This is a genomic window from Nocardioides sp. Root240 (genome assembly GCF_001428825.1).
Lineage (GTDB): Bacteria > Actinomycetota > Actinomycetes > Propionibacteriales > Nocardioidaceae > Nocardioides.
The window spans coordinates 296,471-312,107 of sequence record NZ_LMIT01000011.1 but is presented as its reverse complement, the minus strand read 5'-3'; the positions used below and the strand labels follow the sequence as shown (position 1 = coordinate 312,107).

Annotated in this window: 14 protein-coding genes and 1 riboswitch; of the genes, 12 read left to right on the top strand and 2 right to left on the bottom strand. The window is 71.8% G+C overall.

Annotated features, from left to right (window positions below; translation table 11 throughout):
* Window positions 1-4: 4 nt before the first annotated feature.
* Both ASE20_RS15530 and ASE20_RS15525 read right to left on the bottom strand, forming a co-directional pair.
* A complete protein-coding gene (locus ASE20_RS15530) occupies window positions 5-703 on the bottom strand; it encodes a hypothetical protein (protein ID WP_056895468.1) in 699 nt (232 codons plus the stop codon).
* Entirely contained in the window at window positions 700-1,617 is a 918-nt protein-coding gene (locus ASE20_RS15525) for an oxygenase MpaB family protein (protein ID WP_056895467.1), read from the bottom strand. The genes ASE20_RS15530 and ASE20_RS15525 overlap by 4 nt, the downstream gene beginning before the upstream one ends.
* A gap of 60 nt (window positions 1,618-1,677) precedes the next feature.
* Here ASE20_RS15525 and ASE20_RS15520 point away from each other — a divergent pair, with 60 nt between their 5' ends.
* The 12 genes from ASE20_RS15520 (at window position 1,678) to ASE20_RS15465 (ending at window position 15,600) form a co-directional block, all read left to right on the top strand.
* Window positions 1,678-2,880, top strand: coding sequence for an NADH:flavin oxidoreductase (locus ASE20_RS15520; RefSeq protein WP_056895466.1), 1,203 nt, complete (start codon window positions 1,678-1,680; stop codon window positions 2,878-2,880).
* Window positions 2,881-3,039: 159 nt separating this feature from the next.
* Window positions 3,040-4,152 (top strand): diacylglycerol kinase, encoded by a 1,113-nt coding sequence (locus tag ASE20_RS15515; RefSeq protein ID WP_056895465.1) that lies wholly within the window; start codon window positions 3,040-3,042, stop codon window positions 4,150-4,152.
* Window positions 4,149-4,973 (top strand): SDR family oxidoreductase, encoded by an 825-nt coding sequence (locus ASE20_RS15510; protein ID WP_056895464.1) that lies wholly within the window; start codon window positions 4,149-4,151, stop codon window positions 4,971-4,973. The genes ASE20_RS15515 and ASE20_RS15510 overlap by 4 nt, the downstream gene beginning before the upstream one ends.
* 9 nt (window positions 4,974-4,982) lie before the next feature.
* Window positions 4,983-6,062, top strand: a complete 1,080-nt coding sequence (locus tag ASE20_RS15505) for an MBL fold metallo-hydrolase (RefSeq protein ID WP_056895463.1) — start codon at window positions 4,983-4,985, stop codon at window positions 6,060-6,062.
* 40 nt (window positions 6,063-6,102) lie between these two features.
* A riboswitch (TPP riboswitch) is annotated at window positions 6,103-6,203 on the top strand.
* Window positions 6,194-7,252, top strand: a complete 1,059-nt coding sequence (locus ASE20_RS15500) for a thiamine ABC transporter substrate binding subunit (protein WP_056895462.1) — start codon at window positions 6,194-6,196, stop codon at window positions 7,250-7,252. It overlaps the preceding riboswitch by 10 nt.
* On the top strand, window positions 7,228-8,892 hold the full coding sequence (locus ASE20_RS15495; protein ID WP_056895461.1) for an ABC transporter permease: 1,665 nt from the start codon (window positions 7,228-7,230) through the stop codon (window positions 8,890-8,892). The genes ASE20_RS15500 and ASE20_RS15495 overlap by 25 nt, the downstream gene beginning before the upstream one ends.
* Entirely contained in the window at window positions 8,892-9,725 is an 834-nt protein-coding gene (locus ASE20_RS15490; RefSeq protein WP_082612464.1) for an ABC transporter ATP-binding protein, read from the top strand. Before ASE20_RS15495 ends, ASE20_RS15490 begins: the two co-directional genes overlap by 1 nt.
* A 9-nt stretch (window positions 9,726-9,734) precedes the next feature.
* Window positions 9,735-10,820 carry a phosphatase PAP2 family protein gene (locus tag ASE20_RS15485; RefSeq protein ID WP_056895460.1) on the top strand — a complete coding sequence of 362 codons (1,086 nt, stop codon included), beginning with the start codon at window positions 9,735-9,737 and terminating at the stop codon, window positions 10,818-10,820.
* 249 nt (window positions 10,821-11,069) lie between these two features.
* Complete coding sequence (locus ASE20_RS15480; RefSeq protein WP_157538473.1) at window positions 11,070-12,329, top strand: C40 family peptidase; 1,260 nt, start codon at window positions 11,070-11,072, stop codon at window positions 12,327-12,329.
* Between the two features lie 29 nt (window positions 12,330-12,358).
* Window positions 12,359-14,332 (top strand): acyl-CoA dehydrogenase, encoded by a 1,974-nt coding sequence (locus tag ASE20_RS15475; RefSeq protein WP_056895458.1) that lies wholly within the window; start codon window positions 12,359-12,361, stop codon window positions 14,330-14,332.
* Window positions 14,329-15,006 (top strand): class I SAM-dependent methyltransferase, encoded by a 678-nt coding sequence (locus tag ASE20_RS15470; protein WP_056895457.1) that lies wholly within the window; start codon window positions 14,329-14,331, stop codon window positions 15,004-15,006. Before ASE20_RS15475 ends, ASE20_RS15470 begins: the two co-directional genes overlap by 4 nt.
* A 12-nt stretch (window positions 15,007-15,018) precedes the next feature.
* On the top strand, window positions 15,019-15,600 hold the full coding sequence (locus ASE20_RS15465; RefSeq protein ID WP_056895456.1) for a TetR/AcrR family transcriptional regulator: 582 nt from the start codon (window positions 15,019-15,021) through the stop codon (window positions 15,598-15,600).
* Window positions 15,601-15,637 lie beyond the last annotated feature (37 nt).

Below are 15,637 nucleotides of genomic sequence, written 5' to 3'. Positions count from 1 at the left end.
ACGTTCAGGCGCTGGTACCGGGCTCGTAGCCCTCGAGCGCGGGGGTCCGGCCCTCGAGCACCGCGGCCAGCCGGTGCGCGGCCAGCTCGACGAGGCCCTCGTGGACGTCGTCGTCGTTGGTGTACGAGTCCGCCTGCACGGCGATGGCGGAGCTGCCGAAGCGCAGGAAGCTCATCCGCAGCACCACCGGCCAGCGCTCGCCCTTCGAGCGACCCCAGCCGCGGGCGACGTACCCGATCCGCTCGTCGGCGCCCGGGAACGTCGAGGGCCGTTCGGGACGGACCCGGAGGTCGTAGTAGTCCTCGCCGTACCTCATCGAGACCTCGGTGCAGTCGTGGATCGCTTGCTGCAGCTCGTCGAACGCCGCGGCCATCTGCTCGTCGTCCGCCGTGCCCCATGCGTAGGAGTCGACCGTCGGCCAGCCGGTGTCGTGGATGATCGCGCGCTTGGCCTCGACCGGACCGAGGTAGTCGAGGACGTCGGTGGGATTCTCCAGGCAGCCGCCCCCGATCCAGGACGGCTCCTCGAAGGCGCGGAACTCGTCCCCGACGTTGTCGGGGACGAGCAGCGCCAGCTGGGCGCCGTCCTTGGTGAGCACCGGGGATCCTGTCGGCACCGCCTGCCACGTCGCGCCGAGGGTGCCGCACCCGGTCATCCCGAGACCAGCCAGGAGGACGACCCCGGCGGCGATCGACCGCCTCACGCGGTCGCGCTCGGCGCCGATGCCGGCGTCGTGTCGGACGCGTGCCGCACGGGACAGCCGCCGACCCCCGGCACGGGGAAGGTGCCGAGGTCGCCCAGCGCGAAGCCGTCCGGGTAGCTCTTGATCCGCGGCAGGTCCGCGGTGAACGTGGGCGTACGGTTCGACGGCGTGTGCCGCAGCAGCCGGGCCCGGGCGCGCATCGCGGCGCGGCTCACCCGGCGGGCGAGGGGGCCGGGGTCGACGTAGGCGAAGGCGTCGAGGAGGGGCTCGTCCATCAGTGCGCGGCTGAAGACCTCGACGGGCTTGCGCAGCGGTCGGGGGTAGAAGGTGGTCATCAGCGTGAGAGTCGCGTCGGCGACGCGGCGACCGCCGGCGTCGAAGTCGAAGTGGGCGCGCTCGTAGTCGTCCATCAGGTGCATGAAGGCGTCGTAGGTCTCCGGGATGTCCTTGATGCCCATGCGTCGCCCGAGCGCGCGGTAGTAGTTCACGCTCGCGCGGAGCTCGGTGTCCGACAACGGCCGCCAGCCGTAGTCGTCGAGCCACCGCTTGGGTACGACGACGAAGGTCGCCAGGACGTAGCGGAAGTCGTCGTTGGAGATGTCGTAGGCCTTGTGCATCTGGTTGATGCGGCGCAGGGCGGCCTTGCCGGACGCGCTGTCGAAGCCGTGCACGAAGGGTGCCTCGAGCAGCAGCGCGGTGTCGTCGTACCGCTTCTGGACCTGCTGGGTGAAGGCTCCGGTCCGGTCGAGCAGCCGGCCGATGCTCGGCACGGCGTAGGTGCGGAAGAGCGCGAAGCTGAGCGACTGGGTGAGGTCCCAGGTGAACTCGTAGAGCGCGAGGTTCTGGTAGATCTCGACGTAGTCGGTCTCGGGGTCGAGCGCGTCGTTCCGGTCGCGCCACAGCGACTTGGCCATGCGCGAACGATACGGCGCGCGTCACTAGAACGTATTCTAGTTTGGCCCTAGAGTGCGCGCGTGAGCGTTCCTGACGTCTTCAGTCCCGTCGACCTCGGTCCCGTGCGGCTGCGCAACCGCACGGTGAAGGCCGCGACCTTCGAGGGCCGTACGCCCGACGGTGTGGTCACCGACGAGCTGATCGCCTACCACCGCGCTCCCGCAGAGGGTGGGGTCGGGCTGACCACCGTCGCGTACCTCGCCGTCACGCCCGACGGCCGCACCCACCACGAACAGATCGTGGTGTCGGAGAGGACGCTCCCGGGCCTCGCGCGTCTCGCCGACGAGATCCACGCGACCGGCGCGGGCATCGCCGGCCAGGTCGGCCACGCCGGCCCGGTCGCCAACGGCCGCTCCAACGGCGTGCACGCGATCGCGGCCAGCCGGATGCCGAGCCCGTTGTCGATGCAGATGATCCGATCGGCGACCGAGAAGGACCTGACCCGCGTCACGAAGGCCTACGTCGACACCGCGCGGATCCTCGTGCGCGCCGGCTTCGACGTGCTCGAGCTGCACATGGCGCACTCGTACCTCATCTCCTCCTTCCTCGCGCCCGCCCTCAACCGCCGCCGCGACCGCTGGGGCGGTCCGCTGGAGCGGCGGGCGAAGCTCGCGCGGCAGGTCGCGCGCGTCGTACGGGAGGAGGTCGGGGACGCCGTCGCGGTGACGGCGAAGGTGTCGGTCTCCGACGGCTTCGCCGGCGGCGTGACGACCGAGATGGCGATCGAGCTCGGCCGGCTGCTGGAGGCCGACGGCCACCTCGACGCGCTGCAGCTCTCGGGCGGCTCGTCGTTGATGAACCCGATGTACCTCTTCCGCGGCGATGCCCCCGTGGCCGAGTTCGCCGAGACCATGCCACCCCTCGTGAAGTGGGGCATGAAGACGCCGGCCGGCCGGGGGTTCATGAAGCACTACGCCTTCGAGGAGGCCTACTTCCGGCCGAAGGCGCTCGAGGTGCGCTCCGCGCTGGCGATGCCGTTGATGCTGCTCGGCGGCATCAACCGGGTCGAGACCATGCGGCAGGCGATGGCCGACGGCTTCGACTTCGTGGTGATGGGCCGCGCACTGCTGCGCGAGCCCGACCTGGTCAACCGACTGCAGGCCGGCGAGGCCAGCCGGGGCATCTGCATCCACTGCAACCGGTGCATGCCGACGATCTACACCGGCACCCGCTGTCCCGAGTGGGCGGCGGACCAGGTCATCCCGATTCCTCGGGTCCAGTGAGTTTCACCGGCCGGCCGGTGAAACTCACGCTTGGACGACGAAGCTTCATCGTCCAAGCGTGAGTTTCGTCGTCCAAGTACGACAGTTTCACCGGCCGGCCGGTGAAACTCCCGTCCGTGACCCTTCCGCAAAACTAGAACTCGTTCTAGTCTGTGCGCCATGTCACAGGTCATCCCCGAGAAGCCGCTGCGTGTCGTCGTCTGGTCCACCGGGACCATCGGCCGGCACGCCATCGCCGGTGTCGACGCCCACCCGGACCTCGAGCTGGTCGGCGTGTGGACCTCCACGCCGGACAAGCACGGCAAGGACGCCGGTGAGCTCGCGGGACTGGGCCGGGAGCTCGGTGTCCGGGCCACGACGGACCGCGACGAGCTGATCGCTCTGCGCCCTGACTGCATCGTGCACGGCGCGATGACCGACGACCGGGTGTTCGAGTCGATCGAGGACCTGACCGAGTTCATCCGCGACGGCGTCAACGTGGTGTCGTCGGGTCCGGTGATCCTGCTGCACCGCGACGGGACGCTGCCGCCGGAGATGATCGAGGCCATCGACGAGGCCGGCCGCCAGGGCAACGCCAGCCTGCACGTCAACGGCATCGACCCGGGTTTCGCCAACGACGTCCTGCCCCTCGTCATGACGAGCTTGAGCCAGCGCATCGACCACGTGAAGGTCAGCGAGATCGCGGACTACTCGACGTACTACCAGCCCGTCGTGATGCGCGACCTGTTCGGCTTCGGGCAGCCGCTCGACGCCAAGCCGTTGCTGTGGGAGCCGGGCATCCTCACCACCGCCTGGGGCCCGGTCGTCCGGGTCATCGCCGCTGGCCTCGGCGTGACCCTCGACGAGCCGCTCGTCGAGGAGGTCACCCGCCGGCCCGCGCCGCGCACGGTCAGCACGGTCTCCCTCGACGTCGAGGAGGGGACGATGGGCTCGGTGCTCTTCCGCGTCATCGGTACGGTCGACGGGGTCCCGCGCGTCACGCTCGAGCACGTCACGCGCACCGACGCCCAGGCCGAGCCCGAGTGGCCGCGGCCCCACGAGGGCGACGGGTGCTACCGCATCGAGATCACCGGCGAGCCGTGCATGAAGGTCGAGTTCACCCACCACGGGGAGAACGGCGACCACAACGTCTCCGGCATGATCATCACCGCCCAGCGGCTGATCAACGCCGTCCCGGCCGTCGTCGCGGCCGAGCCGGGCCTGCGCTCCGCGCTCGACCTGCCGCTCGTCACCGGCCGCGGCCTGGTCGCCGGCACGAAGGCGGAGCGATGAGCATCCTCGACCGCTTCACCCTGACCGACCACGTCGCCGTCGTCACCGGCGCCGGGCGCGGCATCGGCGCTGCCACGGCCGTCGCGCTCGCCGAGGCCGGCGCGGACGTGCTGATCTCCTCGCGGACCGAGGCGCAGCTGACCGACGTCGCTGCCCGGATCGAGGCCGCGGGGCGCCGCGCCGTCGTCGTACCGGCGAACCTGGCGCACACCGACGAGGTCGCGGGTCTCGCGCAGGCTGCCTACGACGCCTTCGGCCGCCTCGACATCGTCGTCAACAACGTCGGCGGCACCATCCCGAACGCCTTCCTCGACACCGACGTGGCCTACCTCGAGGAGTCCTTCCACTTCAACGTCGCGACCGCGCACGCGCTGAGCCGCGCCGCCGTCCCCCTGATGCTGGCGTCGGCCGGCGAGGGCCGGCAGAAGTCGATCACCTCGATCAGCTCGATGATGGGCCGCACCGCCGCCCGCGGCTACCTCGCGTACGGCGTCGCCAAGGCCGCCCTCGCGCACTGGACCCGGCTCGCCGCGACGGACCTCGCGCCGTCGGTCCGCGTCAACGGCGTGTACGTCGGCTCGGTGATGACCAGCGCACTGGAGTTCGTGGCCGGCGTACCCGCCATGAAGCAGCAGATGGAGGAGTCGACGCCGCTCGGACGGATCGGTGAGGCCGAGGACATCGCAGCCGCGGTGGTCTACCTGTCGTCGCGTGCGGGGCAGTTCGTCACGGGCAAGCTGCTCGAGGTCGACGGCGGCATCCAGCAGCCCAACCTGGACCTGGGCCTCCCCGACCTCCAACCCGAGATGAACGCTCTCTAAAGTCGAGGCATGAGCACCAAGGGCGTCGCGACCGGTCATGCCATCTCGCCGGACTCCGGCGAGCACTGGGCCAACGAGGGCGCGTGGCAGGTCGCGGACGGCATCCACCGCATCCCGCTGCCCCTGCCGATGGACGCGCTCAAGGCGATCAACGTGTACGTCGTGCAGGGCGACGACGGCCTCACGCTGATCGACGGCGGCTGGTCGATCCCGGTCGCGCGCGAGCTGCTCGACAAGTCCCTGCGCTCGATCGGGTCCGGCTTCGGCGACATCAAGCGGTTCCTGGTCACCCACGTGCACCGCGACCACTTCACGATGGCCACGGTCCTCGGTCAGGAGTTCGGCGCCGAGGTCGCGCTCGGCGTCGAGGAGAAGCCGGCGCTCGAGCTGCTCCACCGCGCCGCGCTCGGCGAGATCCAGGGCAGCCCGTTCCTCGAGGTGCTCCGCACCGCGGGCGCCGAGGAGATCGCCGCGCTCTGGGAGGCCGGCCACGACGGCGAGCTCCCCGACGCCGTCGACTGGGCCTTCCCCGACCTCTGGATCGAGGGCGACCGCCGCTTCGAGGTCGGCAGCCGGGTGATCGACGCCGTCCACACTCCCGGCCACACCCCGGGCCACTACGTGTACGCCGACCAGCTCGAGGGCGTCCTGTTCGCCGGCGACCACGTCCTGCCGACGATCACGCCCTCGATCGGCTTCACCGTCCCGGCCGTCGAGCAGCCCCTCGGCCAGTTCATGGCCTCGCTCGCCCGCGTCCGCGAGCTCCCCGACCTGCGGATCCTCCCGGCCCACGGACCGGTGGCCCCCTCGTCGTACGCCCGGGTCGACGAGCTGCTCGCCCACCACGAGGAGCGCCTCGACCTCTGCCTCGCCTCGCTGCGCTCGCGCGGCTCGGTCACCTCCCTCGTCGTCGCCCGGGACCTCGGCTGGACCCGGCACGAGCGGGCCTTCGGCGAGCTCGACGTGTTCAGCCAGGGCATGGCCGCGATGGAGACCAAGGCGCACCTGGACCTGCTGGTCGCGCGGGGTCAGGCAACCGCGGTGGACGAGGCCGACGGGGTCGTCTACGCGCCGGTCGCGGTCGCCTGACCCCGAAGCCCTCCGAGCGGCGCGACCGCCGTAGACTCGTGAGGTCAGACAGGGGAGCCCGACGGGCTGAGAGTGCGGACACGCAGACCCTCCGAACCTGATCCGGTTAGCACCGGCGAAGGGAGTCACCGATGCGCGCGCGCGTCCTCACGACCATCACCGCCCTCACGGCGGCCACCCTCCTCGCGGGCGGTTGCTCGCTCGTCGGCCAGGAGGACGACGACAAGGGCGGGGTGAAGAGCACCCAGGTCACCCTGGTCACCCACGAGTCCTTCAACGTCCCGAAGGCGTTGGTGGCGCAGTTCGAGAAGGACACCGGCTACCACCTCACGATCAGCAAACTGGCCGACGCCGGCGCGCTGACCAACCAGCTGGTGCTGACCAAGGACGACCCGGTGGGCGACGTCGTGTTCGGCGTCGACAACACCTTCGCCACCCGCGCGATCGACGAGGGCGTCTTCGACAGCTATGAGCCGGACCTGCCCTCGGGTGCCGATGCCTACCAGCTGCCCGGCAGCGCGGGCGAGGTCACGCCGATCGACGACGGCAACGTCTGCGTCAACGTCGACAGCGCGTGGTTCCGCGCCCATGACCTCGCCGAGCCGCAGACCATCGCGGACCTGACCGACCCGGCCTACAAGGACCTCCTGGTCATCCCGGCCGCCACCACCAGCTCCCCGGGACTGGCCTTCCTCCTCGCCACCATCGGCCGGTACGGCGACCAGTGGCAGGGCTACTGGGAGGACCTCACGCGCAACGGTGCCAAGGTGGTGAAGGGCTGGTCGGAGGCGTACTTCGAGGACTTCACCTTCTCCGGCGGCGACCGCCCGATCGTGGTCTCCTACGACTCCTCGCCGGCGTTCACGCTCAACAAGGCGGGCACGAAGACGTCGACCCGCGCGCTGCTCGACGGCTGCTTCCAGCAGGTGGAGTACGCCGGCGTGCTGAAGGGCGAGGGCACCAACGTCGACGGTGCCCACGCTGTCATCGACTGGCTTCTCTCGCCCGAGGTGCAGGCGTCGCTGCCCGAGGAGATGTACGTCTTCCCGGTCGACCCGGCCGTCGAGCTGCCCGCGGTGTGGGCGAAGTTCGCCAAGCGGCCGACCACGACCGAGAAGGTCGACCCGGCGGAGATCACCGAGCAGCGGAAGACGTGGCTCGAGGAATGGTCCGACATCACCTCGCGCTGAGCGCGCGGAACGCGCGCCGGGGGGCCTACGTCGCGCTGGCCCTCGTCCCGGTCGCGGTGGTGGCCGTCTTCTTCGTGCTCCCCGTGGGCGCGATGCTCCACCGCGGCCTCTGGCCCGAGGGCGACTTCGCGCCGGGCGCGGTCCTCGATGTCCTCCGCCGGCCGCGTACCGGCCGCGTCCTCTGGTTCACGCTGTGGACCAGCACCGTGGCGACGGCGGCCTCGGTCGCGCTCGGCCTGCCGGCGGCGTACGTCCTCCACCGGTTGCGCTTCCCCGGCCGCGCCGTGGTCCGTGCGGCGCTGCTGGTGCCCTTCGTGCTGCCGACCGTCGTGGTCGGTCTCGCGGTCCGCGAGCTGATCGCGCCGAGCGGCATCCTCGGCTTCCTCGGCCTCGACGGTACGGCGGTCGCGATCCTGATCGGCCTGGTCTTCTTCAACGTCGCGGTCGTGATCCGCACCGTCGGCGTCGCGTGGGAGTCCCTCGACCGCCGGCCGGGCGAGGCGGCCGCGGCGCTGGGTGCGACGCCGTGGCAGGTGTTCCGGACGGTGACCTTCCCGGCGCTCCGCCCGGCGATCGTGTCGGCCGCGAGCGTGGTCTTCCTGTTCTGTGCGACCGCCTTCGGCGTGGTGCTCGTGCTGGGCGGCGTGCGCTACTCCTCCGTGGAGACCGAGATCTACCTGCTCACCGCCGACCTGCTCGACCTGCCGGCCGCGGCGGCGCTGTCCCTCGTCCAGATGGTCGCCGTCGTGCTGCTGCTCATCGTGGTCGGCCGGCTGCGCAGCGTCCCCGACCCGACGGTACGGCGATCGGTGGCGGCCCCCACCCGGCCCCGGCCACGCGACGTACCAGCCATCGCCGTCACCGCGGCGACCCTCGCCGCCGTCGCGCTGCCGATCGCCGCACTCGTGGTCGGGTCCGTGCGTCGGGACGGGCACTGGACCCTCGACCACTACCGCGCCCTCGGCGGCTCCGCCGACGGCCTGTTCGAGATCTCCGTTGTCGACGCCCTGTCGGCATCCCTGCGGATCGCGGTCGACGCGACCTGGATGTCCCTGCTGCTGGGGCTGGTCGTCGCGTTCGTCGTCACCCGCAAGGTCCGCTCCCGCGCCGGTCGCCGGGCGCGCACGGTGCTCGACGGCTTCTTCATGCTGCCGCTCGGTGTCTCCGCGGTGACCCTCGGCTTCGGCTTCCTGATCGCGCTCGACCAGCCGCCGATCGACCTCCGCTCGAGCCCGCTGCTCGTCCCGATCGCCCAGGCGCTGGTGGCGCTGCCGATCGTCGTCCGCACGCTGGTCCCGGTGCTCGCCGGCATCGACGACCGCCAGCGCCAGGCCGCCGCCTCCCTGGGCGCCGGTCCGCTGCGAGCGATCGCGACGGTCGACCTGGCCGTGGTCTGGCGACCGCTGCTCGCCGCGGCGGGCTTCGCGTTCGCCGTGTCCCTGGGTGAGTTCGGTGCGACGTCCTTCATCGTGCGTCCGGCCGAGCCGACGCTGCCGGTGGTGATCTACCGGCTGCTCGGGCACCCCGGCCCGCTCAACTACGGCACCGCGCTCGCGGCGTCCGTCGTCCTCGCCGTCGTCACGGCGGGTGTGATCCTCGTGGTGGAGCGCCTTCGCGTTCCGGGAACCGGAGCCTGGTGATGCTGGAGCTGTCCGATGTGAGCGTCCGCTTCGACGGCACCCTCGCCGTGGACGACGTCGACCTGGCCGTCGCCGACGGTGACGTGCTGGCCGTGCTCGGCCCGTCCGGGTGCGGCAAGTCGACCCTGCTGCGCGCCGTCGCCGGCCTCGAGCCCCTCGCCACCGGTCGGGTCGCGTGGGACGGCGCGGACCTTGCCGGCACACCGACCCATCGCCGTGGCTTCGCGCTGATGTTCCAGGACGGTCAGCTCTTCGACCACCTCACCGTCGCCCGCAACGTCGGCTACGCCCGCCGCCTGCGCGGCGACGACCGTCGCGCCGTCCGGGCCCGCGTCGACGAGCTGCTCGAGCTCGTCGGCCTCGGCGGGTACGCCGACCGCCTGCCCCGGACGCTCTCGGGCGGCGAGCGCCAGCGGGTCGCCCTGGCCAGGTCGCTGGCCGCGGAGCCCCGGCTGCTCCTCCTCGACGAACCCCTCAGCGCCCTCGACGCCGAGCTCCGGGTCCGGCTCGCCGCCGACCTGCGGCGGATCCTCACCGCGGCGCGGACCACCGCGCTGCTGGTCACCCACGACCAGGACGAGGCGTTCTCGGTCGCCGACCGGGTCGCCCTGATGCGCGCCGGCCGGGTCGTCCAGGAGGGCCCGGTCGCCGATGTCTGGCGGGCGCCGGTCGATGCCGAGGCGCGCGACTTCCTCGGCCACCGCCGCAGCTACGACGGCGCCGACGCCGCGCGGATCCTCGCCGCGGCCGGGCTCCCGGCCGAACCGGATGTGACGATCGTTGTACGGCCTGCGGGCGGCGGGCGTGACAGCGGTGCTGGCACGGTCTCCTAGACTGCCCGGGTGTACCGCCGCGCCTATACCCTCCTCATCGGCACGGCAGCCCTCATGCTCGGCCTCGCGGTCTTCGCCGCCGTCAAGCTCGACCGGCGGCTGCTCGACCCGGAGGGGAGCTTCCTCGGACCGTCGTACATCCGGTTGCCGCTGCTGCTGATCGGCGCGCTGCTGCTCGACCTGCTGCCGCTCACGCTGTGGCGCGCGCGGGGTCGCGCGAGCCGGGTGGTGCCGATCGTGCGGCACCGGCTGCGCACGCACTGGACCAGGGAGCGCTTCACGCTCGTCGCGGTCGGCGTGTTCAGCTTCTACCTGACCTACGTCAGCTACCGGAACCTCAAGTCGTTCCTGCCGTTCGTCCGCTCCGCGCCCGACGCGACGGCCGACAAGCCCCGGGCGCTGTCGTACGACCGCGAGCTGCACCTGCTCGACAAGGTGATCTTCTTCGGCCACGACCCGGCCGAGGTGCTGCACGGCATCTTCGGCACCACCATCACCGCCGAGGTGCTCTCGCCGATCTACCTGATGTTCCTGCCGCTCGTGCCGCTCGGTGTGACGGCCTGGCTGGTGTGGTCGCGCAACATGTCGTTCGGCTACTGGTTCGTCACCGCCCAGTGCCTGGCCTGGTCGCTCGGGACCCTGTCGTACTACCTGCTCCCGACCCTCGGCCCCGGCATCGCCTACCCGTCGCTCTACTACAGCATCGACGGCCTCGCCCACACCGGCACGACCGACCTGATGAACTCGATCGTGAGAGCGAGGGGCAACGTCCTCTACGGCGGCGCGACCGGCTCGGTCAACTCGATCGCCGGCTTCGCCAGCCTGCACTGCGCGATCACACTGCTGTTCGCGCTGATGGTGCAGTACACGCTGCGCTCGAAGATCCTGAAGTGGGTCTTCTGGGTCAATTTCGGCCTCACCGTCATCGCGACCCTCTACTTCGGGTGGCACTACGTCGCCGACGACATCGCGGGCATCGCGATCGCGGTCGTCTCCTTCTACGTCGGCGGCGTCGCCAGCGGCCAGAAGTTCGACCGGCGCGGCCACTCCCACCCGACGACGACCACGTCGAAGGTGCCGGTCGACGCCGACTGAGGGCCTCGCTGCGGCTCTCGGCGGGAGTTTCACCGGCCGGCCGGTGAAACTCATGCTGGGACGACGAAGCTTCTTCGTCCAAGCGTGAGTTTCGTCGTCCAAGTACGCCAGTTTCACCGGTCGGCCGGTGAAACTGTCACCCCCTCGAGAATTACAACCATGTAGTTCGTCAAGCCGACACGCCGCTACTTCGTGGGAATCTTGGGATTTTTGTTTCCAATGTGACGAAAGCGCACTACGGTGACGCGAGTGCGTACGCCAACTCTCGGGACCGGACTGCTCGCGCTCGTGCTGACCGCGGGGGTGGTCGCCCCGGCGATCGCGGACTCCGACGGGGCTGATGGCACCGGTCGTCCGGGCAAGCCGAGCGTCGCCGAGGTCCGAGAGGCCCGCGAGGACGCGGCCGCGGCGAAGTCCGACGTCGACCGGGTCCGCGAGCGGCTCGCGGCCGCCGACGCCGCGCTCGACGCGGCCTCCATCCGTGCGGCCAAGGCCGCCGAGGCGTGGAACGGCGCGCGCTGGCAGGCCCAGCAGGCGCGGAGGGCCGAGCGGGTCGCAGCGGCAGCCTCAGCCCGCTCCGACAGGGCGCTCGCGGAGCAGAAGGAGTCCTACCGCGACGTCGTGCTCACGACCCACAACATGGGCATCGACCTCAACATCGCGACCTCGATGATCGCCGCCGACGGCATGGAGTCCCTGCTCGAGCAGACCGCCACGAACGACCGGGTGCGCGCCCTGCTCGAGCAGCAGCGCCAGGACTACGACGCCGCCGCCGACCTGGCCGCTGACGCCGAGCAGGCCGCGACCGACGCCGCCGCGGAGGCCGACCGCACCCTCGCCGCGGCCCGCACCGCCCGGGACGCCGCGCAGGCCGAGGCCGGCGCCGCGGCGGCGACCGCGCGTCAGGTCGGGCAGCAGAAGGTGCGCCTGGTGCGGACGCTCGCCCGGCTGGAGGGGGTCAGCGTCGCCGTCGCCCAACGGCGCCAGGACGCGCTGGCGCAGGAGCAGCGGGCAGCCCGGGAGGCCGCCGTACGGAGGAAGCCGGCGAGCAAGCCCGCCCAGCAGCCCGCCCAGCAGCACGCCGACAAGCCCGACAAGCCCGACCCCCAGGCCGACCCCCAGCCTGCCCCCACGCCCGCGCCCGCCGGCGGCGCCTGGGCCGCGGTCGCCTTCGCCCGCGCCCAGCTCGGCGAGCGCTACGTCTGGGGTGCGGCCGGCCCCGACACCTGGGACTGCTCCGGCCTGACCTCCAAGGCATGGGCGGCCGGCGGCAAGAGCCTGCCCCACTACTCCGTCGCCCAGTACGACGTCACGACCCCGATCTCCGCGAGCGAGCTGCGCCCCGGTGACCTCGTGTTCTGGGGCGACAGCGACAGCCCGTCGTCGATCTTCCACGTCGCGCTCTACGTCGGCGACGGCCGGATCGTGCACGCCCCGCGCACCGGCCGCCCGGTCACGGAGGAGTCGATGTACTACTGGCGGACCCCCGACTTCTACGGACGTCCCTGATCCATCCGCCGAGGCACTATGTTCGGCCCATGGCCGAGGAGTCCACCACCAGCGCGCCCCCGGCGCTCAGCGTCGACGTCGCCGCGCTCACCGAGCTGCTCGACGGCAGGTACGCCGACGTGCGCCGCACCGTGCGTGACCTGCTCCCGTCGTACGCCTCGGTCCTCGAGGACGCCGAGACGATGCCCAAGGAGGAGTTCCGCGAGCGGGTGCGCGAGGTCGTGCTCGAGATCGCGAGCACCGGCGCGGTGGGCATGGGCTTCCCGAAGGAGTACGGCGGCGGTGGCGACATCGGCGCATCGATCGCCGCCTTCGAGACCCTCGCCTACGGCGACCTGTCGGTGCTGGTGAAGGTCGGCGTGCAGTTCGGCCTGTTCGGCGGCGCGATCCTGCAGCTCGGCACGAAGCGGCACCACGACGCCTACCTCGCCGATCTCATCGCAGGCCGCCTGCTCGGCTGCTTCGCGATGACCGAGACGGGCCACGGCAGCAACGTGCAAGCGCTCGGCACGGTCGCGACCTACGACCCGGACGCCGGCGAGTTCGTCATCACCACGACCACGCCCAGCGCCGGCAAGGACTACATCGGCAACGCGGCGAAGCACGCGCGCGTGGCGGTCGTCTTCGCCCAGCTCGAGGTCGCGGGGGAGGGGCACGGGGTGCACGCGCTCGTCGTACCCCTGCGCGACGAGTCGGGCGTGACGCTGCCCGGCGTCCGGATCGAGGACGACGGCCAGAAGATGGGCCTCAACGGCGTCGACAACGGCCGGATCTGGTTCGACGGCGTGCGGGTGCCGCGCGAGTCGCTGCTCAACCGGTTCGCCGACGTGACCGAGGGCGGGGAGTACGTCAGCGACATCGAGAGCTCGGGGCGGCGCTTCTTCACCATGCTCGGCACCCTCGTCCAGGGCCGGGTGTCGGTCGGTGCCGCCGGCGTCAGCGCGTCGAAGGTCGCGCTGACCATCGCGGTGCGCTACGCGCTGCAGCGCCGCCAGTTCGACACCGGTGCCGACGACGGCGCCGAGCAGCTGCTCCTCGACTACGGGCTCCACCAGCGCCGGCTGCTGCCGCGGCTGGCCCGGACCTACGCGCTGCACTTCGCCCAGGAGGTGCTCGCCAGCCGGCTGCACGACGTCTTCTCAGGCATCACGCCCGACGACGAGTCGCGCCAGCTGCTGGAGTCGCGCGCCGCCGGCACCAAGGCGCTCTCGACCTGGCTGGCCACCGACGTGGTCCAGGAGTGCCGGGAGGCGTGCGGGGGAGCGGGCTATCTCGCGGTCAACCGGTTCGCGGCGCTCAAGGCCGACACCGACGTCTTCACCACCTTCGAGGGCGACAACCACGTCCTTCTCCAGCTGGTCGGCAAGGGCCTGCTGACGAACTTCTCCAGCGACTTCTCCGACCTCGACCAGCTCGGCATGGTGCGCTTCGTGGCGGGCGTCGCGGTCGAGACGGTCCTCGAACGGACCCGTGCCCACCGGCTGCTGCAGTCCATCCGCGACGCCCTGCCCGGCGGTGGCGACAGCTGGGACACCGATAGCGGCCTGCGCGACCCGCAGTACCACCTCGCGATGTACCGCTTCCGGGAGGAGCACCGGATCGGCGGCGTCGCGCGGCGGCTCAAGCGCGGCATCGACTCCGGCATGAACCCCGGCGAGGTGTTCTCGCGGGTCCAGGACCACGTCATCGCCGCCGCCCGCGCGCACGTCGAGCGGATCGTGCTGGAGGCCTTCGTCGAGAAGGTCGCCGCGATGGAGGACGGCGACCTCAAGCTCACGCTCAACGCCGTGTGCGACCTGCACGCGCTCGCCGGGATCGAGGCCGACGCGGCCTGGTTCATCGAGCACGACCGTCTCTCGACGCAGCGCTCGAAGGCCATCACCCGCGAGGTGGGCGACCTGTGCCGCCGCATCCGGCCCGTCGCCCGCGAGCTGGTCGACGGCTTCGCCGTACCGGAGGCGCTGCTCCGCGCCCCCGCCCTGATCTCAGGAGAGTCCGCATGATCCGCGCCGCCGTCTCGAAGGTCCCCGGGCTCGGAGGCTGGTCCGACGACCCGCTGTGGGCGTCCTTCTACGACTGGACCGTCGAGCACCCGCGCGCCGGCGGTGCGATCTGGCGCGCCGGCATCCAGAGCAACCTGCGCCTGCTCTACCGCGCCGCGGCCGAGATCGGCCGCCAGCCCGCCGGCGCCCGGATCCTCGACATCCCCTGCGGTGGTGGGGTCGCCCTGCGCGGGCTGCGCGAGGGCCAGGGCGTCGAGTACGTCGCCGCGGACATCTCCCAGACCATGCTGGACCGCACGATGCGGGCGGCCGAGGAGCGGGGCGTCGCCGACCAGGTCGAGCCGCGCGTCGCCGACGTCGGCGACCTGCCGTTCGCCGACGGCGAGTTCGACCTCGTCGTGACCTTCACCGGCCTGCACTGCTTCCCCGACCCCGCTCGCGCCGTGATCGAGATGTCGCGCGTGCTGCGGCCGGGCGGCGTGCTCACCGGCAGCGCACTGCTCAACGACGCGCTGCGCTACGTCCCGCTGCGCCGGGTCGGCCGGATGGCCGGCCTGCTCGGTCCGGGCTGCACCAGCCGCGACCTCGAGGCCTGGCTCGCCGGCCAGGGCATCGCCGACGTCGTGATCGAGAAGAGCGGTGCCATCGGCTACTTCCGCGGCATCAAGCGGTAGGTGGGTTCGTCCATGGTGAGGCCTCGGCGCCGGTCGGCGGCGGAGCGCAGCGCGGCGGTCTTCGACGCCCTGCGCGCCCTGCTGCTCGCCAACCCGTGGGGCGACGTGACCCTGGAGGCGGTCGCCAACGACGCGGGCGTCAGCCGGCAGACCCTCTACAACGCCTTCGGCTCCCGCTACGGCCTCGCGCAGGCCTACACGCTCGCCCTGGCCGACGTGCTGTGCGACGCGATCGCGGCGACCCTCGCGGCGCACCCCGACGACCGGCGTACCGGTGTCGAGCAGGGGCTCGTCCTCTACCTCGAGACCGCCGTCGCCGACCCGCTGATCCAGCGGGTCCGTGCCGGCGACGCCCACCCCGACCTGGTCCGGCTGGTCACCACCGACGCCGGACCGCTGCTGCAGCGCGTCGCCGAGCGCCTCGAGGCCGCCGCGACCGCCACCTGGCCGGACGTCGACGCCGACGAGCTGCGGGCCTTCGCCCGGGCCCTGGCCCGGCTGGCGGTCAGCTACGTCTCGATGCCCCCGGAGTACGACGAGAGCCCGGCCGCTCTCGCAGCCGGGCTCTCGGGAATCCTCACGCCCCGGAGCTGACGCCCGATGGCGTTCGCTTCGCCCGCGGAATGGCGGG

Bases quoted from the DNA above. Each gene is read 5' to 3' on its own strand.
- ASE20_RS15525 (WP_056895467.1), bottom strand. From the start codon at position 1,617: ATGGCCAAGTCGCTGTGGCGCGACCGGAACGACGCGCTCGACCCCGAG.
- ASE20_RS15515 (WP_056895465.1), top strand. From the start codon at position 3,040: ATGTCACAGGTCATCCCCGAGAAGCCGCTGCGTGTCGTCGTCTGGTCC.
- ASE20_RS15510 (WP_056895464.1), top strand. From the start codon at position 4,149: ATGAGCATCCTCGACCGCTTCACCCTGACCGACCACGTCGCCGTCGTC.
- ASE20_RS15505 (WP_056895463.1), top strand. From the start codon at position 4,983: ATGAGCACCAAGGGCGTCGCGACCGGTCATGCCATCTCGCCGGACTCC.
- ASE20_RS15500 (WP_056895462.1), top strand. From the start codon at position 6,194: ATGCGCGCGCGCGTCCTCACGACCATCACCGCCCTCACGGCGGCCACC.
- ASE20_RS15495 (WP_056895461.1), top strand. From the start codon at position 7,228: ATGGTCCGACATCACCTCGCGCTGAGCGCGCGGAACGCGCGCCGGGGG.
- ASE20_RS15490 (WP_082612464.1), top strand. From the start codon at position 8,892: ATGCTGGAGCTGTCCGATGTGAGCGTCCGCTTCGACGGCACCCTCGCC.
- ASE20_RS15475 (WP_056895458.1), top strand. From the start codon at position 12,359: ATGGCCGAGGAGTCCACCACCAGCGCGCCCCCGGCGCTCAGCGTCGAC.
- ASE20_RS15470 (WP_056895457.1), top strand. From the start codon at position 14,329: ATGATCCGCGCCGCCGTCTCGAAGGTCCCCGGGCTCGGAGGCTGGTCC.
- ASE20_RS15465 (WP_056895456.1), top strand. From the start codon at position 15,019: ATGGTGAGGCCTCGGCGCCGGTCGGCGGCGGAGCGCAGCGCGGCGGTC.